Source organism: Pseudomonas typographi (assembly GCF_014694385.1).
GTDB classification, from domain to species: Bacteria; Pseudomonadota; Gammaproteobacteria; order Pseudomonadales; family Pseudomonadaceae; genus Aquipseudomonas; species Aquipseudomonas typographi.
The window spans coordinates 35,965-60,854 of record NZ_JAAOCA010000001.1; the positions used below are offsets into that span (position 1 = coordinate 35,965).

The 24,890-nt window shown below is 62.9% G+C and carries 22 protein-coding genes, 2 tRNA genes and 2 pseudogenes; 8 read left to right on the forward strand and 18 right to left on the reverse strand.

The genetic code is table 11. The features are described from left to right. Nucleotides 1-138 precede the first annotated feature (138 nt). From dnaG to HAQ05_RS00215, 4 genes and pseudogenes are all read left to right on the forward strand, one after another. Nucleotides 139-2,115 (forward strand): DNA primase, encoded by a 1,977-nt coding sequence (gene dnaG, locus HAQ05_RS00200; RefSeq protein WP_190416570.1) that lies wholly within the window; start codon nucleotides 139-141, stop codon nucleotides 2,113-2,115. Between the two features lie 66 nt (nucleotides 2,116-2,181). After that, a complete protein-coding gene (gene rpoD, locus HAQ05_RS00205) occupies nucleotides 2,182-4,029 on the forward strand; it encodes an RNA polymerase sigma factor RpoD (protein WP_190416571.1) in 1,848 nt (615 codons plus the stop codon). Between the two features lie 226 nt (nucleotides 4,030-4,255). Beyond that, a tRNA-Ile gene (locus tag HAQ05_RS00210) sits at nucleotides 4,256-4,332 on the forward strand. A gap of 127 nt (nucleotides 4,333-4,459) precedes the next feature. Next, nucleotides 4,460-4,842, forward strand: a pseudogene (locus HAQ05_RS00215) (site-specific integrase); the annotation flags it as partial. 36 nt (nucleotides 4,843-4,878) lie between these two features. Here the strand turns inward: HAQ05_RS00215 and HAQ05_RS00220 are convergent. From HAQ05_RS00220 to HAQ05_RS00260, 9 genes are read right to left on the reverse strand one after another with little or no spacing between them, the layout of a single operon-like run. Then, nucleotides 4,879-5,628 carry a fumarylacetoacetate hydrolase family protein gene (locus HAQ05_RS00220; protein ID WP_190416572.1) on the reverse strand — a complete coding sequence of 250 codons (750 nt, stop codon included), beginning with the start codon at nucleotides 5,626-5,628 and terminating at the stop codon, nucleotides 4,879-4,881. Beyond that, nucleotides 5,625-7,061: a dihydropyrimidinase gene (hydA, locus tag HAQ05_RS00225; RefSeq protein WP_190416573.1), complete on the reverse strand. Its 1,437-nt coding sequence runs from the start codon at nucleotides 7,059-7,061 to the stop codon at nucleotides 5,625-5,627. The genes HAQ05_RS00220 and hydA overlap by 4 nt, the downstream gene beginning before the upstream one ends. Nucleotide 7,062: 1 nt before the next feature. Beyond that, nucleotides 7,063-7,791, reverse strand: coding sequence for a maleate cis-trans isomerase family protein (locus tag HAQ05_RS00230; RefSeq protein WP_190416574.1), 729 nt, complete (start codon nucleotides 7,789-7,791; stop codon nucleotides 7,063-7,065). Further along, nucleotides 7,788-9,170, reverse strand: a complete 1,383-nt coding sequence (locus HAQ05_RS00235; RefSeq protein ID WP_190416575.1) for an amidohydrolase family protein — start codon at nucleotides 9,168-9,170, stop codon at nucleotides 7,788-7,790. Before HAQ05_RS00235 ends, HAQ05_RS00230 begins: the two co-directional genes overlap by 4 nt. Next, nucleotides 9,167-9,964: an SDR family NAD(P)-dependent oxidoreductase gene (locus HAQ05_RS00240; RefSeq protein ID WP_202988022.1), complete on the reverse strand. Its 798-nt coding sequence runs from the start codon at nucleotides 9,962-9,964 to the stop codon at nucleotides 9,167-9,169. The genes HAQ05_RS00235 and HAQ05_RS00240 overlap by 4 nt, the downstream gene beginning before the upstream one ends. Further along, on the reverse strand, nucleotides 9,961-10,959 hold the full coding sequence (locus HAQ05_RS00245; protein ID WP_190416576.1) for an NAD-dependent epimerase/dehydratase family protein: 999 nt from the start codon (nucleotides 10,957-10,959) through the stop codon (nucleotides 9,961-9,963). Before HAQ05_RS00245 ends, HAQ05_RS00240 begins: the two co-directional genes overlap by 4 nt. Nucleotide 10,960: 1 nt before the next feature. Then, nucleotides 10,961-11,731, reverse strand: coding sequence for an ABC transporter ATP-binding protein (locus tag HAQ05_RS00250; RefSeq protein ID WP_190416577.1), 771 nt, complete (start codon nucleotides 11,729-11,731; stop codon nucleotides 10,961-10,963). 3 nt (nucleotides 11,732-11,734) lie between these two features. Beyond that, nucleotides 11,735-12,580: an ABC transporter permease gene (locus HAQ05_RS00255; RefSeq protein ID WP_202988023.1), complete on the reverse strand. Its 846-nt coding sequence runs from the start codon at nucleotides 12,578-12,580 to the stop codon at nucleotides 11,735-11,737. A gap of 16 nt (nucleotides 12,581-12,596) precedes the next feature. Next, nucleotides 12,597-13,622, reverse strand: coding sequence for an ABC transporter substrate-binding protein (locus HAQ05_RS00260; protein ID WP_190416578.1), 1,026 nt, complete (start codon nucleotides 13,620-13,622; stop codon nucleotides 12,597-12,599). Between the two features lie 318 nt (nucleotides 13,623-13,940). Between HAQ05_RS00260 and HAQ05_RS00265 the strand changes: the two genes are divergently transcribed. Both HAQ05_RS00265 and HAQ05_RS00270 read left to right on the forward strand, forming a co-directional pair. Continuing rightward, nucleotides 13,941-14,672 carry an FCD domain-containing protein gene (locus HAQ05_RS00265; RefSeq protein ID WP_190416579.1) on the forward strand — a complete coding sequence of 244 codons (732 nt, stop codon included), beginning with the start codon at nucleotides 13,941-13,943 and terminating at the stop codon, nucleotides 14,670-14,672. A 50-nt stretch (nucleotides 14,673-14,722) separates the two neighbouring features. Beyond that, entirely contained in the window at nucleotides 14,723-15,466 is a 744-nt protein-coding gene (locus tag HAQ05_RS00270) for an aspartate/glutamate racemase family protein (RefSeq protein WP_190416580.1), read from the forward strand. 259 nt (nucleotides 15,467-15,725) lie between these two features. Here the strand turns inward: HAQ05_RS00270 and HAQ05_RS29035 are convergent, their stop codons facing one another. After that, on the reverse strand, nucleotides 15,726-15,851 hold the full coding sequence (locus HAQ05_RS29035) for a hypothetical protein (protein ID WP_274601954.1): 126 nt from the start codon (nucleotides 15,849-15,851) through the stop codon (nucleotides 15,726-15,728). 247 nt (nucleotides 15,852-16,098) lie between these two features. On the opposite strand from HAQ05_RS29035, the gene HAQ05_RS00280 reads away from it, so the two are divergent. Beyond that, a tRNA-OTHER gene (locus tag HAQ05_RS00280) sits at nucleotides 16,099-16,213 on the forward strand. A 126-nt stretch (nucleotides 16,214-16,339) separates the two neighbouring features. Then, nucleotides 16,340-16,690, forward strand: a pseudogene (locus HAQ05_RS28520) (site-specific integrase); the annotation flags it as partial. On the opposite strand, the gene HAQ05_RS00285 reads toward HAQ05_RS28520, so the two are convergent. The 8 genes from HAQ05_RS00285 to HAQ05_RS00320 all read right to left on the reverse strand — a co-directional run bounded on the left by HAQ05_RS00285 (nucleotide 16,666) and on the right by HAQ05_RS00320 (nucleotide 24,879). Then, nucleotides 16,666-17,061 (reverse strand): RidA family protein, encoded by a 396-nt coding sequence (locus HAQ05_RS00285; protein WP_190416582.1) that lies wholly within the window; start codon nucleotides 17,059-17,061, stop codon nucleotides 16,666-16,668. The pseudogene HAQ05_RS28520 and the gene HAQ05_RS00285 overlap by 25 nt on opposite strands. A gap of 9 nt (nucleotides 17,062-17,070) precedes the next feature. Next, nucleotides 17,071-18,522 (reverse strand): NAD-dependent succinate-semialdehyde dehydrogenase, encoded by a 1,452-nt coding sequence (locus HAQ05_RS00290; RefSeq protein WP_190416583.1) that lies wholly within the window; start codon nucleotides 18,520-18,522, stop codon nucleotides 17,071-17,073. Beyond that, nucleotides 18,522-19,904, reverse strand: a complete 1,383-nt coding sequence (locus HAQ05_RS00295; protein ID WP_190416584.1) for an aspartate aminotransferase family protein — start codon at nucleotides 19,902-19,904, stop codon at nucleotides 18,522-18,524. Before HAQ05_RS00295 ends, HAQ05_RS00290 begins: the two co-directional genes overlap by 1 nt. 25 nt (nucleotides 19,905-19,929) lie before the next feature. Beyond that, entirely contained in the window at nucleotides 19,930-20,991 is a 1,062-nt protein-coding gene (locus tag HAQ05_RS00300; RefSeq protein ID WP_190416585.1) for an ABC transporter ATP-binding protein, read from the reverse strand. Between the two features lie 17 nt (nucleotides 20,992-21,008). Further along, nucleotides 21,009-21,806, reverse strand: a complete 798-nt coding sequence (locus tag HAQ05_RS00305; RefSeq protein WP_194719538.1) for an ABC transporter permease — start codon at nucleotides 21,804-21,806, stop codon at nucleotides 21,009-21,011. 2 nt (nucleotides 21,807-21,808) lie between these two features. Further along, nucleotides 21,809-22,711 (reverse strand): ABC transporter permease, encoded by a 903-nt coding sequence (locus HAQ05_RS00310; protein WP_190416586.1) that lies wholly within the window; start codon nucleotides 22,709-22,711, stop codon nucleotides 21,809-21,811. Nucleotides 22,712-22,787: 76 nt separating this feature from the next. Next, complete coding sequence (locus tag HAQ05_RS00315; protein ID WP_202988024.1) at nucleotides 22,788-23,861, reverse strand: extracellular solute-binding protein; 1,074 nt, start codon at nucleotides 23,859-23,861, stop codon at nucleotides 22,788-22,790. Nucleotides 23,862-23,913: 52 nt separating this feature from the next. Beyond that, nucleotides 23,914-24,879, reverse strand: coding sequence for a membrane dipeptidase (locus HAQ05_RS00320; RefSeq protein WP_190416587.1), 966 nt, complete (start codon nucleotides 24,877-24,879; stop codon nucleotides 23,914-23,916). Between the last annotated feature and the right edge of the window lie 11 nt (nucleotides 24,880-24,890).

The window sequence follows — 24,890 nt, forward strand, 5'->3', positions numbered from 1 at the left end:
GGGCCGTTGGCAATTGTGCCGAAAAAATACGACACTAGACCTATCGCCAGCCGCCGAACCTTTTTCTTCAGCTTTATTCGCCTCGCCCGATAATACTGCACCCGACAGCTCCACGCCTCGCTGCCTGAAGGAACCCCCATGGCCGGGCTGATTCCCCAAAGCTTCATTGATGACCTGCTCAACCGCACCGACATCGTCGACGTGGTCAGCGCGCGGGTGCAACTGAAGAAAACCGGCAAAAACTACGCGGCCTGCTGCCCGTTCCATAAGGAAAAAACCCCTTCGTTCACGGTCAGCCCCGACAAACAGTTCTATTACTGTTTTGGCTGCGGCGCTGGGGGCAACGCCTTAGGCTTCGTGATGGACCACGACAACCTGGAGTTTCCCCAGGCCGTCGAAGAATTGGCCAAGGCGGCGGGCATGGAAGTGCCGCGCGAAGAAAGCCTGCGCGGCAGCAAGCCCCGCCAGCCCGTCGATTCACCGCTGTACCCCTTGCTGGCCAACGCCGCCGACTTCTATCGCCAGGCGCTCAAAAGCCACCCGCAACGCCGCGCGGCGGTGGAGTACCTCAAGGGCCGTGGGCTGTCTGGCGAGGTTGCCCGCGATTTTGCCCTCGGCCTTGCACCGCCTGGCTGGGACAACCTGCTCAAGCACTTCGGCGCCGACAACCTACAGCAAAAAGTCATGATCGATGCCGGGCTGTTGATCGAGAACGCCGAAACCGGCAAGCGCTACGATCGGTTCCGCGACCGGGTGATCTTCCCCATCCGCGACAGCCGCGGGCGCGTGATCGCCTTTGGCGGGCGGGTGCTGGGCGACGACAAGCCCAAGTACCTGAATTCGCCGGAAACCCCGGTGTTTCACAAGGGCCAGGAACTATACGGCCTCTACGAGGCACGCAAACACAACCGCAACCTCGATGAAATCATCGTGGTCGAAGGCTACATGGATGTCATCGCCCTGGCCCAGCAGGGGCTGCGCAACGCCGTTGCCACCCTGGGCACCGCCACCAGCGAGGAGCACCTCAAGCGCCTTTTTCGCCTAGTGCCTAGCGTGCTGTTCTGCTTCGACGGCGACCAGGCTGGCCGCAACGCCGCCTGGCGGGCGCTGGAAGCCACGCTGCCGAGCCTGCAGGATGGGCGCAAGGCACGTTTTTTGTTCCTGCCTGAAGGCGAAGACCCGGATTCGCTGGTGCGGGCCGAGGGCCTGGATGCCTTCCGCGCACGCATCCATCAACATGCGCAGCCGCTGGCCGATTATTTCTTCCAGCAGCTCACGGCCGAGGCCGACCCGCGCTCCTTGGAAGGCAAGGCGCACATGGCCACGCTGGCGCGCCCGCTGATCGAGCGCGTTCCCGGTGCGAACCTCAAGGCACTGATGCTAGGCCGCCTGGCGGAAATCACCGGCCTTTCGCCCGGCGCCATGGACCGCTTGTCGCAAAACGCGGGGCCGACAGCGCCGGGGCCCGGGCCGGATTACGACGGTCACATCGACTTCCACGGGCCCGGCGATTACAGCCCGGCCTACGCCGACCCGGCCGGCCCTTCGCAACGCCATGGAAGCTGGCCGCGCGACGAGCAGGGCGGGAAAAAACAATGGGGCCGGGATGGCAGTAAGCCTTGGCAGCGCGGTAACCGCCGGCGCGAGTTCGAGCCACGTGCCCCGCGGCCGCCGGCGAGCGTCGAACCCCCGGTACTCAGCGCGCTGCGCAGCTTGCTGCACCACCCACAATTGGCCACAAAGGTAGAAGATGCCAGCCATTTTGCGGACGAAAACCAAGTTTATTCGCAGTTGCTGGTGGCGCTGCTCGAGGCCCTGCAGAAGAATCCTCGGCTACGCTCATTACAACTTATCGCACGTTGGCACGGCACCGACCAGGGCCGCCTGCTGACCGCATTGGCAGAAAAGGAGTGGTTGATCGATGCCGACAACCTTGAACAACAATTTTTCGACACCATAACCAGTTTGTCGGCGCGCCAACGTGAGCGCGCCCTCGAGCTGCTGCTCAACAAGGCCCGGCAGGGCCAGCAACTCAGTGCAGAGGAAAAAACCCATCTGCGCGACCTCTTGAACAGCAAGGCGAACGCACAAACCCCGACCTCAACTGGCGTGTGAGGTCACAGCTCAGGTATAATCCTCGGCTTGTTTTTTGCCCGCCAAGACCTAAGTGGATAGGGTGTTATGTCCGGAAAAGCGCAACAGCAATCTCGTATCAAAGAGTTGATCACCCGCGGTCGTGAGCAGGGCTACCTGACTTACGCGGAGGTCAACGACCACCTGCCTGAGGATATTTCAGATCCGGAGCAGGTGGAAGACATCATCCGCATGATCAACGACATGGGGATCAACGTATTCGAGAGTGCCCCGGATGCGGATGCCCTACTACTCGCCGAGGCCGATACCGACGAAGCCGCCGCCGAGGAAGCCGCCGCGGCCCTCGCCGCGGTGGAAACCGACATTGGCCGCACCACGGACCCAGTGCGCATGTACATGCGCGAAATGGGCACCGTGGAACTGCTGACTCGCGAAGGCGAAATCGAAATCGCCAAACGCATCGAGGAAGGCATCCGGGAAGTGATGGGCGCGATCGCGCACTTCCCTGGCACGGTCGATCACATCCTCGGCGAATACGACCGCGTGACCACCGAAGGTGGCCGCCTGTCCGACGTGCTCAGCGGCTACATTGACCCCGACGACGTCATCGCCGAGCCGGCCGACCCGCCACCTCCCGTCGACCCTAAAGCGGCCCCAGCCGCCGAAAAAGACGACGAAGACGAGGCCGAGGAAGCCAGTGACGACGAAGAAGAAACCGACAACGGCCCCGACCCGGAAATAGCCCGCCAACGCTTCGGCGCCGTGGCCGAGCAACTCGAGGTGACCCGCAAGGTCATCAAGAAGCATGGCCGCAACAGCAAGGAAGGTATGGCCGAGCTGCTGGGCCTGGCCGAGCTGTTCATGCCGATCAAGCTGGTGCCCAAGCAGTACGAAGCGCTGGTCGAGCAAGTGCGCGGTTCCCTGGACCGAGTGCGTGCCCAGGAACGCGCGATCATGCAACTGTGTGTGCGGGATGCCCGCATGCCCCGTGCTGACTTCCTGCGCTCGTTCCCTGGCAACGAAGTCGACACCGGCTGGGCCGAGGCCCTGGCCAATGGCAAGGCCAAATACGCCGAAGCCATCGCTCGGCTGCAAGCCGACATCCGCCGCTGCCAGGAAAAACTTGCGGCCCTGCAGCAGGAAACCGGCCTGTCGATCGCCGAGATCAAGGACATCAACCGGCGCATGTCCATCGGTGAGGCCAAGGCCCGCCGTGCCAAGAAGGAAATGGTCGAGGCCAACCTTCGCCTGGTGATTTCCATCGCCAAAAAGTACACCAACCGTGGCTTGCAGTTCCTCGACTTGATCCAGGAAGGCAACATCGGCCTGATGAAGGCGGTGGACAAGTTCGAATACCGGCGCGGCTACAAGTTCTCGACCTACGCAACCTGGTGGATTCGCCAAGCGATCACTCGCTCGATCGCCGACCAGGCACGCACCATCCGCATTCCGGTGCACATGATCGAAACGATCAACAAGCTCAACCGCATTTCCCGGCAGATGCTTCAGGAAATGGGCCGCGAGCCGACGCCGGAAGAGCTGGGTGAGCGCATGGAGATGCCAGAGGACAAGATCCGCAAGGTGCTGAAGATCGCCAAGGAGCCGATCTCCATGGAAACCCCGATCGGCGACGACGAAGACTCCCACTTGGGTGACTTCATCGAAGACTCCACCATGCAGTCTCCGATCGACGTGGCCACCGTCGAAAGCCTCAAGGAAGCGACCCGCGAAGTGCTTTCGGGCCTCACCGCACGCGAAGCCAAGGTGCTGCGCATGCGTTTCGGGATCGACATGAACACCGACCACACCCTCGAGGAAGTGGGCAAGCAGTTCGACGTGACCCGTGAGCGTATCCGCCAGATCGAAGCCAAGGCACTGCGCAAGCTGCGCCACCCCACCCGCAGCGAACACCTGCGCTCGTTCCTCGACGAGTAACCCAGGCCAGCCCCTCCCCGCCCGGGGAGGGGTGTTCGTTTCGCCTCCCCTAAAGCTTCCGCCGGCACCTCAGCGCGCATGCGGATAATCTCAGTGCCTCCTGCCCCATCCTGCACAGCCCCAGCTATCGCCGCGAAAGCGTTCGAAACCGCTTCGTGCAACCTCCTGTTACGCCTTTTTAAGATGGCGTAGCAAGCCAACCGTCGTTATAATCCGCGGCCAGTCAGGGCCTATAGCTCAGTTGGTTAGAGCAGAGGACTCATAATCCTTTGGTCCACGGTTCGAGTCCGTGTGGGCCCACCAACTCCAAAGCCGCGCATTGCGCGGCTTTCGTGTTTCTGGGTGGTTCCTCACAATTACAGTCCTATGGTCCAAAGGTACAAAATCGGTGCAGTGCTGGTGCGCCAGTACACCTTTGGAGTCCGCTCAGATGGCAACACTAGTCAAAACTCCTTGCGGCACTTGGAAGGCTTTGATCCGAAAACCGGATGGCCAACAGTAGCCAAAACCTTTCTTACCAAGCGTGATGCGGAGGACTGGTCGCGACGTACCGAAGACGAAATGGTCAGAGGTGTGTATATCCAGCGCAGCGGATCTGAACGGCTGACACTCGAAAATGCCCTGCGGCGGTATATACGTGAAGTCCGCCCGACCAAAAAGCCCACCACGCATAGGGCCGGGGCGACCAAAGCTCAGCAATTGACCAAGCACCTGGGTAGGTACTCTCTGGCCGCCCTGTCGTCTGAGGTGATTGCGAACTATCGCGATACCCGCCTGGGCTCACTGACCAACCGCGGCCAACCCACGAGCAACAAGCCATCCTGCAGTCCACGTTTCACCGCTGATATATCACTTCAGCACCAGCACCCCCCGCCCCATTCCGAAAAACTCTATCTCAACCCGCGCGCCCGCTGGTGCCCAGTAAAGCCCGGTCCAACTGCCGGTTGCCACCAGATCTCCGGCACGTAATGGATTGCCCTGCCCGGCTGCATGTCGGGCGAGCCATGGCAGGGAGTTCAACGGGTCGCCAAACGGATGGCTGGCGCTGCCGCTGAATTTCGTTTCGCCGTTCACCCTTAACTCGACGCGTTGCTGCGTCCAGTCAAGTCGCTGCTCAAACGTCCGTGGCGCGCCGAGAATCAATGCGCGATTGAGCTGCTGGTCGGCCAGGCGCAGCAGCGGCGCGGCCTGATCACCCGACAGCCAGCGTGTATCGCAAAGCTCGATACCCGGCATCCACGAATCGATGGCCGCATACGCCTCGACCAGATCGGCGTGCCCATCCAAGTCGCGGGACAAGCGCACGATTACCTCGCCTTCGATGCCGAAGCCAAAGCAATAACCCGGCGGGACCTGCCACCCCGATAGTTGCACTGCGCCGGCCGGCACCGCCGCAGCGCTGATTAACCCGCCCGGCGCGCCCCCCAGCTTCCAGGCGCGCGGCGGCGCGCTGTCAAACCAGCCAATGGCGTCGGCTACCTGACGCTGCACCTGATACGCCTCGGCTTCGCTGGCCAGGTTCAGGTCTGGCAAGGCTTGCTGACGCCCCTCACGCCAGCTGCGGATCAAGCTGGATGCCACTTGTTGTACGGCGCTCACAGCGGCAGCTCGGTCTTGCGCCGACGAATCTGCGCGGGTGCCGGACGCTCGCACGGCAGGAATTGACCTCGGCCAACCGCGCCGCGCGGCTCTCCATCCCAGACTACCTCGCCACGGGACAAGGTCATCGCGGGCCAGGCGCTCAGTTGCATGCCTGCGTAAGGCGTGTAGTCGACGTTGTGGTGCAGCATCTCGTTGCTGATGGGCACGGCATGCCCTTCGTCCCAAATCACCAGGTCGGCGTCGGCACCAATCGCGATGCTGCCTTTGCGTGGGTACAGTCCGTACATCTTGGCGGCATTGGTGGATGTCAGCGCCACAAAGCTTTGCGGGGTAATGCGCCCGGTGCGCACGCCTTCGGACCAGAGCAAGGCCATGCGGGTTTCGACCCCGGGAATGCCGTTGGCAATCTGATCAAACGAAACCTCTTCGCCGTGGGCCTTTTTGCCGTCCGGGCCATCGAAGCGAAACGGGGCGTGATCCGAGGAAAAAATCTCAAACGAACCGTTTTCCAGCCCATCCCAGATCACTTGCTGATTGGCGGCGTCACGCGGCGGCGGGCTGCAGATGCATTTGGCACCCTCAAAACTGTCATCACAGCCCAGCGAGTCGGCGGTCAAAAACAGGTACTGGGGACACGTTTCGGCATAGACCTTCAAGCCGTGGCTCTGGGCCCAGCGGATCTGCTCGACGGCCTCCCGGCCTGACACATGCACGATCAGGATGGGCACGTCCACCAGCTCGGCAAAGGCGATGGCTCGGTGGGTCGCTTCACGCTCTACCAGCATTGGCCTTGAGCTGGCGTGGTAACGCGGCGCGCTCAGCCCGGCGGCGAGCAGACGCTCGGTAAGCCAGGCGATGCAGTCACTGTTCTCGGCGTGGAGCATCACCATGGCACCCTCGCGACGGGCAACCGACAAGGTTTCGAGGATCTCCCGATCACCCAGCTTGAGCGCATCGTAGGTCATGTAGATCTTGAACGAGGTGTAGCCTTCGGCGATCAACGCCGGCAACTCGTCACGCAGCACCTGTGGCGTGGGGTCGGTGACGATCAGGTGGAAGGCATAGTCGATCACCGGCTTGTTACCTGCCCGCTGATGGTAATCGTCGACCGCAGCGCGCAGGCCTTCACCTTTCTGCTGGCAGGCAAACGGGATGACCGTGGTGGTGCCCCCACAGGCTGCCGAGACAGTGCCACTGAAAAAGTCATCCGCCATCACCGAGCCGTCGCCCGTCGGCTGGTCTAGGTGTACGTGGCTGTCGATACCGCCTGGGGTGACATGGCGGCCGGCCGCATCGATTTCCTGGTGGCCTCGCGGCAGGTCCAGGCCAAGGGCGGCGATGCGCCCGTCACGAATGCCGATGTCGCTGGTGAACATGTCCGCAGCGGTGACCACGCGGGCGTTGCGGATGACCGTATCGAAAGTTTGCATATCAGGCCTCTTCAACCAGTAACCGACCCCAGCCGGCTAGGCCGCGCGCGTCTACGCCGGTGATTTTCAACATATCCCAGACCACCGTGGTCACGGTGTCAAACACTGGCACGCCATGCAGGCGCTCCCAGTGCTCGGCGCGGTGCGCGGCGTGCAGGTTGGTGCAAAAGGTGCTGATGGCCTGGACTCCGGCCGCCGCCACTTTACTCACCTGGAGGTCCAGGGTGGCCTCGCTCACCTCGGCGAACGAGAAATTGTCCTGTAATGAGAGGTGGCTCTCGCAGGACGCGTCAATTCCCAGCGCTGCGTAATTGGCGATGATCTTCGCCTGCACATCCGCCAGGTACGGCGACACCAGCCCCAGGCGCTGGATACCGAAGGCCTGCAAGGCGCGGTTCAGGGCCAAGACCGAGGTGGTGGCCGGCACGCCGGTCGCGTCGTTGATGGCCGCACATAAATCGATATCGGCGTCAAAGCCCAGCCACCCGGCCGACGTTCCGCTCCAGCCGATCACATCCACATGGGCATCGGCCAGCAAGCGCGCCGCCTCAAGAATCCGCTCGCGCTGAAACTGCCCTAGCGCATCGGCGCTGAGGGCAATCTGGGTGACGCTGAAGCGCGAAAAATGCACGCTGACTTCCGGCAGGCCGGCAACCAGCGCCTGGGTCAGCGGTTCTAGCGCGGTGTTGGAAGAAGGCGTCAATACGCCTAGGCGAATACGACGGGTCATGCAGGTACTCCACTGTCAAAACTCGAAGAGGGATAGGCGCGCAAGGGATTGGGGCAGCGTTGCCAGAGGGCGCGGCACACGCTGGCGGCTTCGGCGCGCACCTGCGCCTCGTCCACCCGCGTCGAGCGGCCCTGCTCGATCACTATCTGGCCGTTGACGATGACCGTTTCGACATCGGCGCCGGTAGCGTTGTGCACCAGGCTGCCGAGGGCGTCGATGCACGGGGTGAGGTGCAACTGGCGATAGTCCAGAATCGCCAGGTCGGCCAGTTGTCCGACCTTCAGGCTGCCCAGCCGGTCGCCCCAGCCCAGCGCGGCGGCGCCGTTTGCCGTGGCCATGCGCAGCACATCGGCGGGCTGCCAGTCATCGGCGACCTTACCCGCCTGGAGCCGACCGACCGCCAGAGCCCAGCGCATGACTTCGATCATGTCGCCGTGCATGGTGTCGGTCGCCAGGCACATCGCAGCGCCAGCTTCGAGCAGCTTGCGGGTGGGCGCGGTGCGCCCGGACATCGCATTGCCCAACGGAATATGCACCACGTGAGCACCCGAACGGCCGATGCGCGCGATGTCGTCGTCGCTGACATGGATACAGTGGCCGGCCAGCAGACGCGCATTGAGCATGCCCTGCTCGTCGAGCAACTGCACCGGAGTACGGCCATACTTCGCTTGCACCCAGTCCAGTTCATCCTGGCTCTGGGCGAGATGGGTGCTGATTTGCAAACCCAGCCGATGCGCCAACGCGTTGATCTGGCGCAGGAAATCCACCGAACAGGTGTCCGGCGCGTGCGCGGTCAGGTGCGCTTGGATACGCCCTTCGGCCTGCCCCGCCCAGCGCTGCACAAAGGTTTCGGCGCGTTCGAGCTGGCGTTCTCCGCGCTGACGATCAAAGCGCCGATCACCTTGCAGCACCGAGGCGAAATCGACATCGGCCAGGCGCTGGCTGGCGAACAGCCGCACACCGGTTTCGGCCATACCCGCCACGGTATCTTCGGCATGCACAAAGCTGTCTACCAACGTCGTGCAACCGGCTCGCAAGGCCTCCAGAGCGCCGAGCCGCGACAGCGCCAAGGCTTCTTGCGGGTCCAGCCAGGAAGCCTGGGGCAACCCGGGCGTATAAGACGGCGCGAAACCGCAGTCGGGCGCCACGCCCCGCACGAAGTTCAGCCCGGCGTGGTAGTGCGTATTGATGAAGCCCGGCACGATCACTCGGCCCGGCAGATGCAAATGACGGGTCGCAGGCGGCGCTGCGCCGGTGTCCGCGCCTAGGTAAGCGATGCACTGTCCGACGATACCCAGCCTGGCCGGGCGCGCTACGCCGTCGATTGGGTCCAAGGCCAGGGCACCGGTGATCAGCAGGTCAAAAGCGCGCTGGTTCATGCGGCCATCCACCCACCGTCGACCATCAAGGTGGTGCCGGTGATAAAGCTGGCGTCGGGGCTGGCCAGAAACACTACGGCTTTGGCTATATCGTCGGGGAGCCCGAGCCGAGGCCAGGGGGTGCGCCGTATCGCACGCTCCATCACCACCGGGTCGAGGGCGCGGCCGCCAGCCCCGGTCTGCACCTTGCCCGGGGCGACAGCGTTACAGATGATCTGCTGCTCGGCGTAATCGCAGGCCAACTGCCGGGTCAGATAATCAATGGCCGCCTTGCTTACACCATAGGCGAGGTCTTGCGGCGCCGCGATCATGCCGTGCTGGGACGACAGGTTGATGATGCGCCCACGCGCTTCGTCCAGGGGCGCTTGCCGGACCATTTGCCGGACCGCCGCGCGACAGCAGCGATACACCCCGCTCAGGTTGACATCGAGTACCCGGTGCCAGTCGACCTCCTCCAGTTCGAGCAACGGCCGCGCGTGGCGGATGCAGGCGTTGTTGACCAATACATCCAAGCGTCCGAAGCGCGCGGCGGTGGTCTCGATCAAGTCGTCGACCTGGGCCGTGTCGGCCACATCTGTCTGCACGAAATAAGCCTGCTGACCTGCCTGGGTAATCAGCTCGGCGGTAGGCTGGCCGCCTTCGATCACCTCGCTGGTGACATCGGCGACCACCACGACGGCACCCTGAGCCGCCAATTGACGGGCGATGGCGCGCCCGATGCCAGAGGCGGCGCCAGTGACGATACATACCTTGCCGGCCATCTTCAGTCCTGACGCTGCAAACGCTGGATTCATTGCTGCACCTTTTGTTCGATGCCCGCAGTGCACGCGAGCCAGTGGTGAAAATCGTGGTCGGCCGCGGCCAGGTCGAAGCGCGGCACGAAGCCCGTGTCGTCGCGCAGGCGCTGGATATTCATGCTGGCGCGGTCGTAATCGGCGTACATGTCGATGCTGGCGGCTTCGCCAGGCGCTGCCAGCCGCCAGCGGAAACCGGGGTGGCGCGCTTCAAGCCGCTCGCACCACTGGCCCAGTCGCCACTCGAAACCGGCCGCCAGGTTGTAGATCGGGAAGTTCCAGTGCTCATGTTCCAACAGGCAGGCGATAGCCTGCGCGGCGTCGCGCACGTAAAGCCAATCGCGCTGGCTATCGCCGGGCAGCACAGCGGTACCGCCTCGACGGGCCGCTTCAAGCAACTGCAACGGCGCGCTGAGCGTGTCGCGCAAACCACTGTCGGCTTCCCATGGGCCGAAGCAGGTGCCCAGCCTGCCGATCGCCAGCGCCAGGCCGCACAGACTCGCCAACCGCAGCGCCGCTTCTTCGGCCGCGCGCTTGGACATGCCGTACAGCCCTTCAGGCGCCAGTGGCGAGTTGGCCTCATCGAGCATGGCCGGCTCACGCCCGGTGGCCCCATAGACCGAACCGGAGCTGATATGCAGCAGCCGGGACACGCCACAATCGGCTGCCGTGCCGATGGCCGCCAGAACGCCGCCTACGTTTACGTCAAAGATCGCCTGGGGCGTCAGGCGCTCACGGCGCGCATCCGCCGTAATGGCCGCCAGGGTGACCACTCGCTGCGGCCTCGACTCGCTCATCACTCGGCGCAGCGCCGTGGCGTTGCGTACGTCCCCCTGCTCCTCGCTGAAGCGGCCTGGCAACGCGGCGAATATCGCCAAAGCCGCAGGGGGGATGGGGCTGATGTCGAAGCCCACTACATCCTCGCCCTTTGCCAACAGAAGCTCGGCCAGCGCCAGCCCGACAAAGCCACTACAGCCGGTGATCAGGGTTTTCATATCAGATCGCTTCCCCTACCGGCTCCGGGCGCAGCAGCGACAGGATGTGCCGTTTGTAGTCGTTGAAGACCTTGCTGGTAGGATCGCGCGGGCGCTCCAGATCAATCGGCAGCAGCTCGCGGATGCGGCCCGGCCTCGCCGACATCACCGCCACGTGGGTGCCCAGGGCGAGAGACTCGTCGATGCCGTGGGTGACGAAGACGATGGTGCTCTGGCTTTCGCGCCAGATACGAATCAACTCGGCGTGCATGTCCATCTTGGTCTGCTCGTCCAGCGCGCCGAAGGGTTCATCCATCAGGATCACTTCGGGGTTCATCAGCAGCGCCCGAGCGATACCCACCCGTTGGTTCATGCCACCTGAAAGCTCGCTGGGAAAGTGATTTTCGAAACCTTTGAGGCCGACCATTTCGATGAACTTATGCGCCTTTTCGCGGCGGATATCCTTGCCCACTCCGCGCATTTTCAGGTGGAACGCAACGTTCTCCCACACCGGTAGCCAGGGCATCAAATTGGCCTGCTGGAACACCACCCCCCGGTCAGCGCCGGGCGCGGTCACTGGTTGACCGCCAACCGTCACCGCGCCCTCGGTGGGATGATCGAAACCGGCAATCATATTCAGCAAGGTTGACTTGCCGCAGCCACTGGGGCCCAGCAGGCAAAGAAATTCATTGCGCGCGACGGTCAGGCTGACATTGTCCAGGGCACGGATGCCGTTAGGCCGCTTGGGGTCATCAAATATCCGGGAAACACGGTCGATGGTAATCAGCGCCATGGTTCAACCCTCCTTCTGCAAAGTGGAACCGCGCTGCCAGCGCAGAAGATAAGCGCCCACGCGCTTGATCACGTAGTCGCTGAGAAAACCCAACAGACCGATGCTCACCATGGAGGCGATGACGATGTCGTAGCGCAGAAAGTAATAAGAATCCCACAGCACGTAACCCACGCCACTTTTGACCGCGACCATTTCTGCGGTCACCGTGAGCATCCAGGCTGAACCAATGGCGATTCGCAGGCCGGAAAAGATGCTCGGCAGCGCGGCCGGGAAAACGATGTAGCGCAGCAGCTTGCTCGGTGTGCCGCCGGTCATGGCGCCAGCGCGCAGCAGGTTTCGATCACAGTTTTTGACGCCGTGGATGGTGCTGAGCAGCACCGGGAAAAACGAGCCCATGAATACCAGGAAGATGGCTGGCTTATCGGCGATGCCAAACCAGATGATCGCCAGTGGGATCCACGACACCGGGGGCACCGGGCGCAGTATTTGCAGCACGGGCTCGAAGAGGTTTTCCACCGTACGCGACCAGCCGATGGCCATGCCTGCGCCAATCCCCAGCACCGCTGCCAAGGCAAACCCGGAGAACACCCTAAACGAACTCGCTGCCACATCGAACAACCAGTGCCCGCTGTAGCTCTGGGTATTGCCGTCGGTGGCAAAGACCCAATCGGCCCATGCGATCAATACTTGGGACGGCGCGGGCAGCAATGCCCGGGGCAAGATCCCTGAGCGGGAGAATACCTCCCAACCTACGATCAGCAGCACCGGGACGATGCCGCGTTCGATACTCTTGTAGAGCCGCCACATCATGGACGGGCCCTGCTTGCGCCCGGCCTCGTGAACTTTCATGGCAGTGCTCTTCATCTCAATACCCCAGCTCGGTCTTCGACTTACCTGTAACGGTTTCCAGGAAGCTGTAGTCCATGTTTTTTTCCACCGCATCGCTGACATCGGTGCTGGTGTACTTGAGGTCACGCATCATTTGCGCGATAGCCACCGCCGAAGCGCGGTGCATGTCGTAATCGGGGTACAGGTTCTCGACGGCGCCGGTGGCGATTGCCTTATCCAGCCCGGTGACTTTCTGGATCGTGTCGATGAACAAGGGTTTGTCGCTGGCCATCAGGTCGTTAACCTTGACGATGGCACGTACCGTTTCTTCCACACCCTTGCGATTGTCTTCGATGACGTCCGAGCGGGTGACTATGAGGTTGGTCAACTTGCCAGCCGCCTGGTCATAGGGAAAATCGAAGAATTTGGCGGCTTTGACTTCACGGATCTGGGTGGCGAAGGGCTCTACCGACGTGATCAACTCCACTTCTCCACGTCGCAGTGCCTGCACATGGTCGGAGGGGTTGGGGATGTTGATGAACTGCACATCCTTGTTGATATCGATGCCATGCTTGAGGAAAGCCCCACGCATATGGATGTCCTGAGCATTGCCACGGGAGGCGGCCACCCTGAACGGCTTGCCCTCGGCTTTGTATTGGCCGATGAGTTTTTTCAGGCCTTCCCAGTCACCTGCCTGAACGGGTAGATCGTTACCGACCAGAATCTGCGAACCCCCGTTGATCTGGCCGGAGATCGCGACCACATCGAACCCCTTATCCAAGGCAGTGGCGTAGTGCAGGTAAGTCACCTGGGCAACGTCGATGCTTTTTGACAGCAGCGCGGTGAGCACATCATTGCCAGTGTTAAAAGCAATGGCTTCCAGCTTTACGCCTGTGGCGTTCTGCGGGGTCAGCGACAACGGCGTGCAATGGGCGCATTTGGCGTAGCCCAGTTTCACCGGCTTTGCCTCGTCGGCATGGGCCATGGTCATGATACCGAGGCTCAACAGCAGTGCCGAAGCAGCGCGTTTGAGTACGTTTACAGACGAGCAAGTCACTGGCATCGGGCTTCTCCAATTGTCACTAAAGGCTAAGGCTTTGTCACAAACTGTTTGCAACCGTTGTGCCATGTTTAGTGCCCCCGCGCATTGACACGGCGTTCATAAGGCGATGAACCGCGCTCACCCCCAGCTGCTAACGCTCGGCGCCTTACGCCAGGTGAATCGCCAGGCTGCCCAGGGATGCACTCCCACAGCTTCGCAACTGCGCAATGAAAGTGCAGCGCATCAAATAGTGACCACCGAAGGTGCAGCCTTGGACAATTCAGATTCACTTTGTGACAATAGGATCAACAACTGTAGTAAGTAGCGAGGACTGCCTACGTGCTGACTGAAGAAACCCCGACTTCTCGCCCACGCAAGGTCCGCACCAGGGACCAGATACTGGGCGCCAGTGACAAGCGTGACGGCATTTATGAACGCATCCTCAACGCAGTGATGGAACATCGACTCATCCCGGGTACCAAGCTGGTAGAAGAGAAGCTTGCGGGCGTTTTCCAAGTAAACCGCACGCGTATTCGCGAAGTGTTGGCGCGCCTGGCCTATGAAGGCATTGTCACGACCATCCCCAATCGCGGAGCCTTTATCGCCAGCCCTTCGGTGGAGGAAGCGCGGCTTATTTTCCAAGCACGGCGAATCCTCGAGCCGGCGTTGATCCGCAGCCTTGTTGCCAAGGCAGACGGTGAGCAGTTCCAGCGGCTGCATGCGCACGTAGCCCAAGAACGCGCCGCACGGGAAGCCGCAGACACGCGCGCGGTCATACGCCTCTCCGGAGAATTCCACCTGCTGATCGCGCAGATGGTCGATAGCCCGCCACTGATCAAGCTGATGCGTGAGCTGTCGTTACTGACCTGCCTGATCATCCTGCTGTATGACTCGCCCAACGTACCCGCCTGCCCTAATCACGAACACACCGAGGTCATCCAGGCCATGGAACAGGGGCAGGTAGACGAAGCGGTGCGCTTGATGCTCGGTCACCTGGATCATATTGAAGCGACCCTGGATCTCTCGTTGGAAGAAGACACTGAAGTGGACCTGGAACACATCTTCGGCTGAAACCGGCCGCAACCTCATCCTTTACAGCAACCTGCCCGCCAGGAATCGCCATGAGACTGCTGATCATCAACCCGAATATCTCGCAAAGCGTCACCGACCTCATCGAAGCCGAGGCTCGACGCACTGTGGCGCCTGATACGCAGATCTTGATGGCCACTGCCCAGAACGGCGTCGCCTACATCGAGACGCGGTTCGAAGCATTACTTGGCGGGCACGCGGCGGCCGTTATTGCGGGTGAACAACTGGGCAACTATGATGCGGTGATCGTCGCCGCGTTCGGCGACCCGGGCTTGCTGGCGCTCAAGGAGGTGCTGGATGTGCCGGTGGTGGGCCTGACCGAGGCCGCGCTGATGACGGCTGCACAACTGGGCCAGCGCATTTCCATCATCGCCATTTCTCATCGAATCACCAGTTGGTATCGCGAGTGCGTGGAGCAAAATGGCCTGCTCGGTCGTCTCGCCAGCATCCGGCATCTAGATCGCCCGTTACGCGACGCTGGCAGCGTGCAGCAGGACCATGCCCAACGGCTACTGGAGTTAAGCCAGCTGGCGATACGGGAGGACGGCGCCGACGTGCTGATTCTCGCCGGTGCGCCGCTGGCCGGCCTGGCTCGTGGCCTGGCGGGCCAGTTGCCGGTACCGGTGGTGGACGGGGTGTCCTGCGCAGTGGCGCAGGCTCAGTTGCTGCACCGGTTGCAAGCTGGCCTGGCACGCGAAGGCAGCTTCGCGCGGCCCCCGGCGAAACCGAACCAAGGACTGCCGGCTGGCTTGCAGGCCCTGTTGACGCAGGCGTGAGGCGATTCAACCCAGCAGCATGGGCGCCTCGAGGCACAGCCCCAGCGAACGCTTCATGGCTGCCGCTGCGTGCAATACGCGCGCATCCTCATAACGCGCAGCCACCACCTGCATCCCTATGGGCAGCCCGCTGCGGCCGACACCGCAAGGCAATGACAAGGCGGGCACCGCACATGTTGAATATCGGCGTGTACCCCGCATGGCCCCGAGGGCCCGCAGGCTGCCCGCCGAACGTCGCGGGGCCGAGCTGATCCGCCAGCTACGCCTCCCCAGGCGCACTAGGGCACAGCAGCAGGTCGTAGTCGCCGAAAAAACCGGCCAGCGTACTCGAGAGCTCATTGCGCAACTGCAGCAACTGGGCGGTGACTACGCCTGGAATCGTCAAGCCGGTTTGTACCTGGGCACGGTGTAGAAGCTCAGACTTGATCAAACGAAATTGGACTATCTTTTCGATCGAATTCAGCAGAAGTGCCAAAATGGGTCAAACCATGAAGCGTTTATGCCGTTGTAGACCATAGAGCCCGTTAGCGAGCTAAGTTACAGGGCACTCGGGGAGCGAAATCAGTACATCTACAGTACAATGCCCAGCTTAAGCAACCTTCTCAAAACTACGCTCAACACCTCGTACTACGGGGCCTACAGCTATGCCGACCTACATTCACCTACGAACGAATTCTCTAGGCATAGCACGTCGCCTAGCAACTCATAATCCTTTGGTCCACGGTTCGAGTCCGTGTGGGCCCACCAACTCCAAAGCCGCGCATTGCGCGGCTTTCGTGTTTCTGGGTGGTTCTTCACAATTACAATCCTATGGTCCAAAGGTACAAAATCGGTACAGTGCTGGTGCGCCAGTACACCTTTGGAGTCCTTCAGATCGCCACAATCGTTAAAACCCCTGCCGGCACCTGGAGGGCCGCCATCCGCAAAACCGGATGGCCTACGAACGCCAAACCTTCCGCACCAAACGCGACGCCGAGGATTGGTCACGGCGTACCGAAGATGAAATGGTGCGCGGTGTGTATATCCAACGCAGCGGGTCTGACCGACTGACGCTCGAAAGTGCCTGCAGCGATATCTGCGCGAAGTCAGCCCGACTAAAAATCTCCCCATGCAGAAGGCTGAGGCGACCAAGGCTCAGCAATTGATTCAGCACTTGGGGAATACCCCCTCGCCGCCCTATCGTCCGAAGTTATTGCCAATTATCGCGATACCCGTTGTGGTTCACAAACTGCTTGAGCAATGAGTTCGATGCGTGCACCAGCCGACAATAGCTCCTTGACCACAACCGTAGCCCGACAGGGATACGGTTCATCAAAAAACTCTGCATACACCTTGTTCATCGCCGCAGCATCGCTTCGTTCAACAAGGAATACCTGGACCTGCACGACATTGGCTAGGCTGCCGCCTGCCGCTTGCATCGCCTGGCGCAGGTTGCTCAATGCCTGGCGTGTCTGCTGCTCAATATCCCCGTCGACGAACATGCCGCTGGAAGGGTCCTTGGAAATGTGCGCCGTGAATATCTGGTGGCCGGCACGCACAGTGCCGTTCAGCGGTGCCGCGGACCGGGCGATACCCGTATCAATGACTTCAAGCATGCGAATTCCTCAACAAGGGAGTGGGTCAAGCTGGGTGATGAACTTGGTGTTCAGGTAGCCTGCAAAGGTTTCGCTACCACCTTCGCTGCCATGGCCGCTGTCATTGATGCCGCCGAAGGGCGTTTCCGGCAGCGCCAGGCCAAAATGGTTGACGCTGACCATGCCCGCGCCCAGCGCACGGGCGGCATGGTGCGTGCGGGCCGCGTCGCGGCTGAACACGTAGGCGGCCAGGCCGTACGGCAGAGCGTTGGCCTGCTCGATGGCATCGTTGAACCGTTTGAACGGCGCCACCACTGCCAGCGGCCCGAATGGTTCTTCATGCAGCAGGCGGCAATGGGCGGGGGCGTCGTGCACCACCGTTGGTGCGAAGAAATGCCCCTGGCGACCCAAGCGCTCGCCACCACAGGCCAGGGTGGCGCCACATTGGCGGGCATCGTCCACCAGGCTCTGCATGGCCTCCACGCGTCGGCCGTGGCACAAGGGCCCCATCTGCACGCCTTCGTCCAGGCCGTGACCGATACGCGCCGCGGCGATAGCCGGGACAAAACGCTCCAGGAACCGCTCATACACACCGCACTGCACAAAGAAGCGGCTGGGCGACACGCACACCTGCCCGGCATTGCGCAGCTTGTTGGCCGCCAGGGCGTCGGCGGTGGCCTCGACATCGGCGTCGTCGAACACCAGCACCGGCGCGTGCCCACCCAGTTCCAGGGTGCTGCGCTTGAGGTGCTGACCGGCCAAGGCAGCGATCTGCCGCCCTACCGGCACGGAGCCAGTGAACGACACCTTGCTGACCCGCGGGTCGCCGATCAGCGTACGGGAAATGTGCGCCGGCTCGCCCCACACTAGGTTCAGGCAACCATCGGGCAGCCCGGCCTCCTGCAGCAGCCGGGCGATGGCCATCACCGCCGATGGCGTATCTTCCGGGCCCTTGAGGATCAGGGTGCAGCCGGCCCCCAGGGCCGCGCAGACCTTGCGCAAGGCCTGGCTGAACGGGAAGTTCCAAGGTGTGAACGCTGCGCATACCCCCACCGGTTCCAGCACCACGCTTTGCTGCACGCGCAGATCACGGGCGGGGATCACCCGGCCATACAGGCGGCGGCACTCCTCAGCGTGCCATTGAGCATGTTCGGCGGCAAAGCGCACTTCGCCCAGGGCCTCGGCCAAGGGCTTGCCCTGATCCAAGGTCAGGTGCCGGGCGATGGTCTCGGCCTGTTCGCCGATCAGGACGGCGAAACGCTGCAGAGTCTGCGCGCGCACCATGGGTGAGCTCAGGCGCCAGCTGCCAAAGGCGCGGTAGGCGGCAGCCAGGGCCGCCTCTAGGTCACGGTCGTCGGCGTGGGGCAGTTCGCCCAACTGCGCGCCGGTACCGGGGTCGTATACCGGCTGCCCGGCACGGCCGTCGTGCAACCACTGGCCGTCAATGAACAGCGCCAGCGGCGGATAGGCAGGGGCATTCATCACATCTGCACTCCCTGTTCAGCACGGGCCCACACCAGCGTATCGTCCAGGGCGCGTTCGATGCGGGCGAACAGGTCGTCGATCTGCGCCTCGTCGATGATCAGCGCCGGGCACAGGCTCAACGTGTCACCCAGGCCGCGAGTGATTACGCCATGGGCCTGGGCGCGACGGCCGGCGTAGGCCGCCGCCGAATGCTGCGGGCTGAAGGGCTCGCGCGTAGCGTTGTTGCGCACGAACTCCAGGCCGCCCACCAGCCCCACGCCACGGGCTTCGCCGATCAACGGGTGCTCGCCCAGGCGTTGCAGGCCGGCCTGGAAACGCGGCGCCACGCGGCGCACATGACCGAGGATGTCGCGCTCCTGATAGATCTTCTGTGTCTCCAGCGCCACGGCCGCCGCCACCGGGTGGCCGCCATAGGTGAAACCATGGGAGAAGCTGCCGATTTTCTCGCTCTGTGCGCGAATCGCCTGGTCGATGCGCTCGTTGATCATCAGCGCCGAGATCGGCATATAGGCCGCTGACAGTTGTTTGGCCAGGCTGATCATGTCCGGCTTGAGGTCGTAGGTCTGGCTGCCGAACATGTTGCCGGTGCGGGCGAAGCCGCAAATCACTTCGTCCACCACGAATAGAATGCCATGGCGATGCAGCAGCGCCTGGACCTTCTCGAAATAACCCGCCGGCGGCAGGATCACGCCGCCGGACACCATCACCGGTTCGGCGAAGAACGCAGCAATGGTCTCGGGCCCTTCGCGCTCGATTAGCGCTGCCAGGTTGCCCACGCAGCGATCGACGAACTGCGCTTCGCTCTCGCCGGGCAGGGCGTTGCGGTAGTAGTGCGGGCAATCGGTGTGCAGGATGTTGGCGATGGGCAGGTCGAAGTCGCGGTGGTTGTTGGGCAGGCCGGTGAGACTGGCCGAGGCCACGGTGACGCCGTGGTAGCCACGCTGGCGGGCAATGATCTTCTTCTTCTGCGGTTGGCCGATGGCGTTGTGGTAATACCAGGCCAGTTTGATGGCGGTGTCGTTGGCTTCGGAGCCGGAGTTGGCGAAGAACACCTTGCTCATGGGCACCGGCGCCATGGCCAGCAGCCGTTCGGCCAGTTGAATGGACGGTTCGGTCGATTTGTGCGCGAAGCCGTGATAGAAGGGCATGCGCTTGAGCTGGGCGTAGGCCGCCTCGGCCAGGCGCGGCTCGTTGAAGCCCAAGGCGGCGCAGAACAGCCCGGCGAGGCCTTCAATGTAGCGGTTGCCCTGTTCGTCGATGACATAGATGCCGTCGCCACCGGTGATCACGTGCGGGCCCTGGGTTTGGTGCAGGTGATGGTTGCTGTAGGGGTGCAGCAGGCTGTCGATATCGCTTTGTTGCAAGGCGCTGTGGGTCATGATGGGTTCCAGTTGCGAAGAGGGGTCAGGCGCGCGCCGCGGGGATCACGTGAATGTCGCTGGCGTGCCAGTGCAGAGGCACCTCCTGGCCTGCGCGCAGGTCGCGGGCCTGGGGGCCGGGAATACGTACGCGCAGGGGCGTGGCGCCGACACGACCGATGGCCAATACGCTGTCGCCGTAATTCACCGCGCTGTCGATGCGCAAGGTGGCGCAGGGCGGTTGGTCGCCGGCCAGGCGGATCATTTCCGGGCGCAGCAGCAGGTCCACCGGGCTGCCATCGGCCAGGGCCAGATCACAGGCCTGCAACGGGCCCAGTTCTGCCACGCTATACCGGCCGGCGCCCAGGGCGGTGGCGCTGATCAGGTTGTTGTCGCCGATGAACGAGGCGACGAATCGAGTGGCCGGGCGCAGGTACATGTCCTGGGGCGCGGCGATCTGCTCGATGCGGCCCTGGTTGAACACGGCGATGCGGTCGGACATGGTCATAGCCTCGGTCTGATCGTGGGTGACGTAGACCATGGTCACGCCCAGCTCGCGATGGATGCGCTTGAGCTCCACCTGCATGTGCTCGCGCATGTTTTTGTCTAGCGCGCCCAGAGGTTCGTCCAGCAGGATAAGGTCGGGCTCGAACACCAGGGCGCGGGCCAGGGCCACCCGCTGCTGCTGACCGCCCGACAATTGCGCCGGCTTGCGTGCGGCCAGGGCGCCGAGGCCAACCATCTCCAGCGCGGCGCCAACCTTGCGGTGTTTCTCAGCCTTGCCCAGGCCGCGCATGCGCAGTGGGAAGCCGACATTGTCGGCCACGCTCATGTGCGGGAACAGCGCGTAGTTCTGGAACACCACACCGATGTTCCGGGCATGGGCGGGCATCTTGTCAATGGTGCGTCCGGCCAGGTGAATGTCGCCGCTGGTGGGTTGCTGAAAGCCGGCGATCATCATCAAGGTGGTGGTCTTGCCCGAGCCCGAGGGGCCCAGGAAAGACACGAACTCACCGGGTTCGATCTGCAGCGACACGCCGTCCACGGCAGGTTGCAAGTTGTCGTAGCGTTTGACCACATGGTGCAGAGAAAGGGAACGGGCGGGCATGACGGTACTCCGGTAAGTCAACGGGCAAGGTGGCCGGCGGCGCTGCCGCTGGAGCGCCGGGTCAGGCGCACGGCCAGCGGCAGCAGCAGGGCGGCCAGTACCAGGATGAACAGGAACGAGGAGGCGGCAGAGATCACCGGGTCTGCCTCCATGCGGAAGCTGTTGAACATCTGTCGCGGCAGGGTCGCGGTGTCGCGGCCGGAGATGAACACGGCGATCACTGTTTCGTCGAACGACTGGATGAACGCGAACAACCCCGCCACCAGCACCGCCGGGCGCAGCACCGGCAGGGTCACCAGCCAGAAGGTCGTTAGCGCCGGCGCGCCCAGGCTGTGGGCGGCATGCTCCAGGTTGGCGTCGAAGCTGCGCAGGGCAGCCGTTAGTATCAGCGTCGCCACTGGGATGCCCAAGCAGGTGTGGACGATGATGATGCCGGTGAAGCTCTGGGTCAGGTGCAGGCGGCCGAAGTACAGGTAGTACCCCAGCGCCATAACGATCTGCGGCACGATCATCGGCAGCATCAGCAGCAAGTTCAGCGCCGTGCGGCCGATGAAGTAATGGCGCACCAGGGCGAACGAGGCCGGGATCGCCAGCGCGAGGGTCAGCAGCGTGGTCGCCAGGCCGATGTACAGGCTGTTGAACAGCGGCTGCATCCAATTTATGTCACTGAAGAAGTGCTGGTAGTTGCCCCACCAGTAGGCGCTGGGCGGGAACTGCAGCGAGGCATTGGCGCTGAACGACATGGGCACCACGATGAACAGCGGCACGGCGATGAACAGCGCGATCAGCACGGCAAGGGTCTTGAGGCTTTTCATGATCAGCGACTCCACAGGCGGTCAAGGCCGACGAAGCGGTGGTACAGCCAGAACAGGGCAAGCACCACCAGCAGCAGGATCACCGACATGGCCGAGGCTGCACCGAAGTCCAGCACCTGTTCGATCTGATCGCCAATGACGCCCGAGATCATCTGCTGGTTGGGGCTGCCCAGCAGCACCGGCATCACGTAGAACCCCAGGGTGGTGATGAACACTAGGGTGCAGCCGTTGACCACCCCCGGCAGGCTCAGCGGCAGGTACACCAAGGCGAACGCCCGCAGCGGATGGGCGCCCAGGCTCTGTGCGGCGCGCACGTAACGCTCATCGATGCGCTTCATCACCGCGTACACGGCCATGACCATGAAGGGCACCATGGCGTGGGTCATGGCTACCGTGGCGCCGGTGCTGGTGAACAGCAGGCTGGGCGGTGGCCTCCAGCCCAAGCTGGCCAGCCAATGGCTGAGCGGGCCCTGGCGGCCGAAGATGACCATCCAGGCATAGGTACGTACCAGAAAGCTGGTCCAGAAGCTAAGGGCGATCACCCCCAGCAACACCCCGCCCAGGCGCCGCGCGGGACCGGCGGCGACGTAGGCTAGCGGGTAGCCCAGCAGCAGCGCGCAGACCGTCACTAAAGCGGCGGTTTGCAGGGTTTGCAGCAGCACCATCAGGAAATGCCGCGAACCCAGCAAGGCGGTGAAGTTGCCAAGCCCTGGCCGCGGTTCGGTCAGGCTCATGACCACTACGTAGCCCAAGGGCACTATAAAAAAGGCAAGCAGGAACAGAGCGGCCGGCAAGTACAGCGGCAGTGGGCCCTTGAGCAGCGCGCGCAGCAGGCCGGCGGCAGCCGTGGTGCCGCCCGGCCGAGGCACACCGTCGGCGCCCTGCAGGCTGGATGTTTCGTTCATGTCGGTCCCCCGGACAACGGGTGAGTGGAGTGTGCCGGCCCCGCCATGGGGTGCCGGCCTCAGCGGGTCGCGGTGCTCAGCTGCTGATCCAGCGGTCGAAGCGCGCGGCGATCTCGTCCAGTTGCGGTAGCAGCGCCACGCCGTCCAGCACTACAGCCTTGCTCAGGTGGGCCTGGTTGGTGGGGGCGTTGGCCGCACTCTTGGCGTCCATGTGGGCGAAGGCCTCGGGATTCAGCGGCCCAGATTCGTCCACCGCGCAGAACTTGGCCATGCCTTCGGCGTTGTGGGCGATGGACTCGATCAGCCGCCAGGCGTTATGCGCACGCGGCGTGCCCTTGGCCACCACCCAGCAGCTCTTGTCGATCAGCGCCTGGTCCCAGATCACCTCCACGGGTTGCTCGGAGCTTTCCTGAATGTTGGTGGCGTAGTCGTTCCAGATGCCGATCATGTCCACCTCGGTGTCGCGCAACAGTTGCTGGGACTGCGGGCCTTGGGTCCACCACACGCGGATCGCCGGTTTGATGCGGTCCAGGGCAGCGAAAGCGCGGTCCAGGTCATAGGGGAACAGCTGTTCGGGCGGCACGCCGTCGGCCATCAGGGCAAAGGCCAGTACTCGCACCGGGTAGCGCTGCAGGCTGCGGCTGCCGGGGAATGTTTGCAGGTCCCAGAAATCCGCCCAGTTGTGCGGATGGCCGTTGGGGAAGCTGTTCTTGTGGTAGGCGATCAGGTTGGCGAAGGCATGGGTGGCCACGCCATTGGCGTACACTGCGCCGGGCCACAGTTTGCTTTCGTCGATGTTGCCCTGGGCCGGTTTGATCAGGTTGGCGGCATTGGCCCGGGCGATTTCCGCCAGGCCCAGGGTTGTCACGTCAAACTCGTACTGGCCGCTGCGGGCCTGGGTGGCGAGCTTGGCGAACGAGATAGGCGAGACGGTGCGAATCTGGATACCGGTGTCGTGTGTAAAGGGGGCGAACAGGAACTCCTGCGCCGCCTTTTCCCAGTTGCCGCCCCAGGTGTTCACGTACAGTACGTTGTCGTCGGCTTGCGCCTTACGCATGAACGGCGGCAAGGCGGCCACTGCGGTACCGGCCAGGCTCGCGCCGAGGAAGTGGCGGCGCGACAGTTCAAACTTGCTTTCACGATCACTCACGGATGTTTTCCTTATAGAGCTGGTTCGTGGCAGATTCAAAAAAAAGTGGCGTTTAGCCAAAGACTTCCTGGTACAGGCGTAGCCAGTTACCGCCGAGAATCTTGTGCGATTCTTCTTGATTGAAACCGGCGCGGCTCAGGCCATCGGCGACCACGTGCAACTGCCCGGCCTTGAGCAGCCATTCGGGTTTGCGCGCAGGGCCTGGGCTTGCGGCCGAGCCGGCGCCGTACTGCACAGTGCGGGTCCAGCGGCCCTTGCGCATCCAGTCGTAGTCGCGCGGCTGCATGTTGTGGCTATAGTCGGTGCCGATGCCCACGTGGTCGATGCCAATCAGGTCCACCGTGCGGGCGACCATCTCGCACCAGCCGTCCACTGTGTCGCAGGCGGCCTGAGGGGTGATGTTGCGGTAGGCCACGCAGCCGATCACGCCGCCATTGTCGCGCAGGGCGTGCAGCACCGCGTCGCTCTTGTTGCGCGTGTGGGCGAACAGGCTGGCGGCGTTGGCGTGGGTGATGGCCACCGGCTTCTGGGACCACTGGATGGCTTCCAGGCTGGTGCGATCACCCACGTGAGACAGGTCCACCACCATGCCCACGCGGTTCATTGCGCGGATCACTTCGCGGCCGAAGCGTGCCAGGCCACTGTCCACTTCTTCGTAGCAACTGCTGCCCAGTTCGTTCTGGTTGTTGTAGGTGAGCTGCACCACGCGCACGCCCAGCTCGGCGAACAATTCGACGAAGGCGATGCGGTTGTCGAACAGGTTGCTGTTCTGGTAGCCCAGTACCACGGCGATGCGGCCGCTGCGCTGGGCTTCGCGGATGTCATCAGTGGCGCGCGCGATCAGCATCAGGTCGCTGCACTCGCGGGCCATGTGGCGCCAGTGGCCGAGGGCGTCAAGGGACTCGATGGCGCCTTCCCAGAAACCCAGGGTAGGGGTCACGCAAGCGTAGCCGCCGGCCTTGAGCTCTTCGAACACCTGACGATCGAAATGGCCGCACTGCAAAGCATCGATAAGCATGGTCTTGCCTC

Coding starts and splice junctions, on each gene's coding strand:
- dnaG (WP_190416570.1), top strand. CDS start 139: ATGGCCGGGCTGATTCCCCAAAGCTTCATTGATGACCTGCTCAACCGC.
- rpoD (WP_190416571.1), top strand. CDS start 2,182: ATGTCCGGAAAAGCGCAACAGCAATCTCGTATCAAAGAGTTGATCACC.
- hydA (WP_190416573.1), bottom strand. CDS start 7,061: ATGCAAACTTTCGATACGGTCATCCGCAACGCCCGCGTGGTCACCGCT.
- HAQ05_RS00230 (WP_190416574.1), bottom strand. CDS start 7,791: ATGACCCGTCGTATTCGCCTAGGCGTATTGACGCCTTCTTCCAACACC.
- HAQ05_RS00235 (WP_190416575.1), bottom strand. CDS start 9,170: ATGAACCAGCGCGCTTTTGACCTGCTGATCACCGGTGCCCTGGCCTTG.
- HAQ05_RS00240 (WP_202988022.1), bottom strand. CDS start 9,964: ATGAATCCAGCGTTTGCAGCGTCAGGACTGAAGATGGCCGGCAAGGTA.
- HAQ05_RS00245 (WP_190416576.1), bottom strand. CDS start 10,959: ATGAAAACCCTGATCACCGGCTGTAGTGGCTTTGTCGGGCTGGCGCTG.
- HAQ05_RS00250 (WP_190416577.1), bottom strand. CDS start 11,731: ATGGCGCTGATTACCATCGACCGTGTTTCCCGGATATTTGATGACCCC.
- HAQ05_RS00255 (WP_202988023.1), bottom strand. CDS start 12,580: ATGAAAGTTCACGAGGCCGGGCGCAAGCAGGGCCCGTCCATGATGTGG.
- HAQ05_RS00260 (WP_190416578.1), bottom strand. CDS start 13,622: ATGCCAGTGACTTGCTCGTCTGTAAACGTACTCAAACGCGCTGCTTCG.
- HAQ05_RS00270 (WP_190416580.1), top strand. CDS start 14,723: ATGAGACTGCTGATCATCAACCCGAATATCTCGCAAAGCGTCACCGAC.
- HAQ05_RS00285 (WP_190416582.1), bottom strand. CDS start 17,061: ATGCTTGAAGTCATTGATACGGGTATCGCCCGGTCCGCGGCACCGCTG.
- HAQ05_RS00290 (WP_190416583.1), bottom strand. CDS start 18,522: ATGAATGCCCCTGCCTATCCGCCGCTGGCGCTGTTCATTGACGGCCAG.
- HAQ05_RS00295 (WP_190416584.1), bottom strand. CDS start 19,904: ATGACCCACAGCGCCTTGCAACAAAGCGATATCGACAGCCTGCTGCAC.
- HAQ05_RS00300 (WP_190416585.1), bottom strand. CDS start 20,991: ATGCCCGCCCGTTCCCTTTCTCTGCACCATGTGGTCAAACGCTACGAC.
- HAQ05_RS00305 (WP_194719538.1), bottom strand. CDS start 21,806: ATGAAAAGCCTCAAGACCCTTGCCGTGCTGATCGCGCTGTTCATCGCC.
- HAQ05_RS00310 (WP_190416586.1), bottom strand. CDS start 22,711: ATGAACGAAACATCCAGCCTGCAGGGCGCCGACGGTGTGCCTCGGCCG.
- HAQ05_RS00320 (WP_190416587.1), bottom strand. CDS start 24,879: ATGCTTATCGATGCTTTGCAGTGCGGCCATTTCGATCGTCAGGTGTTC.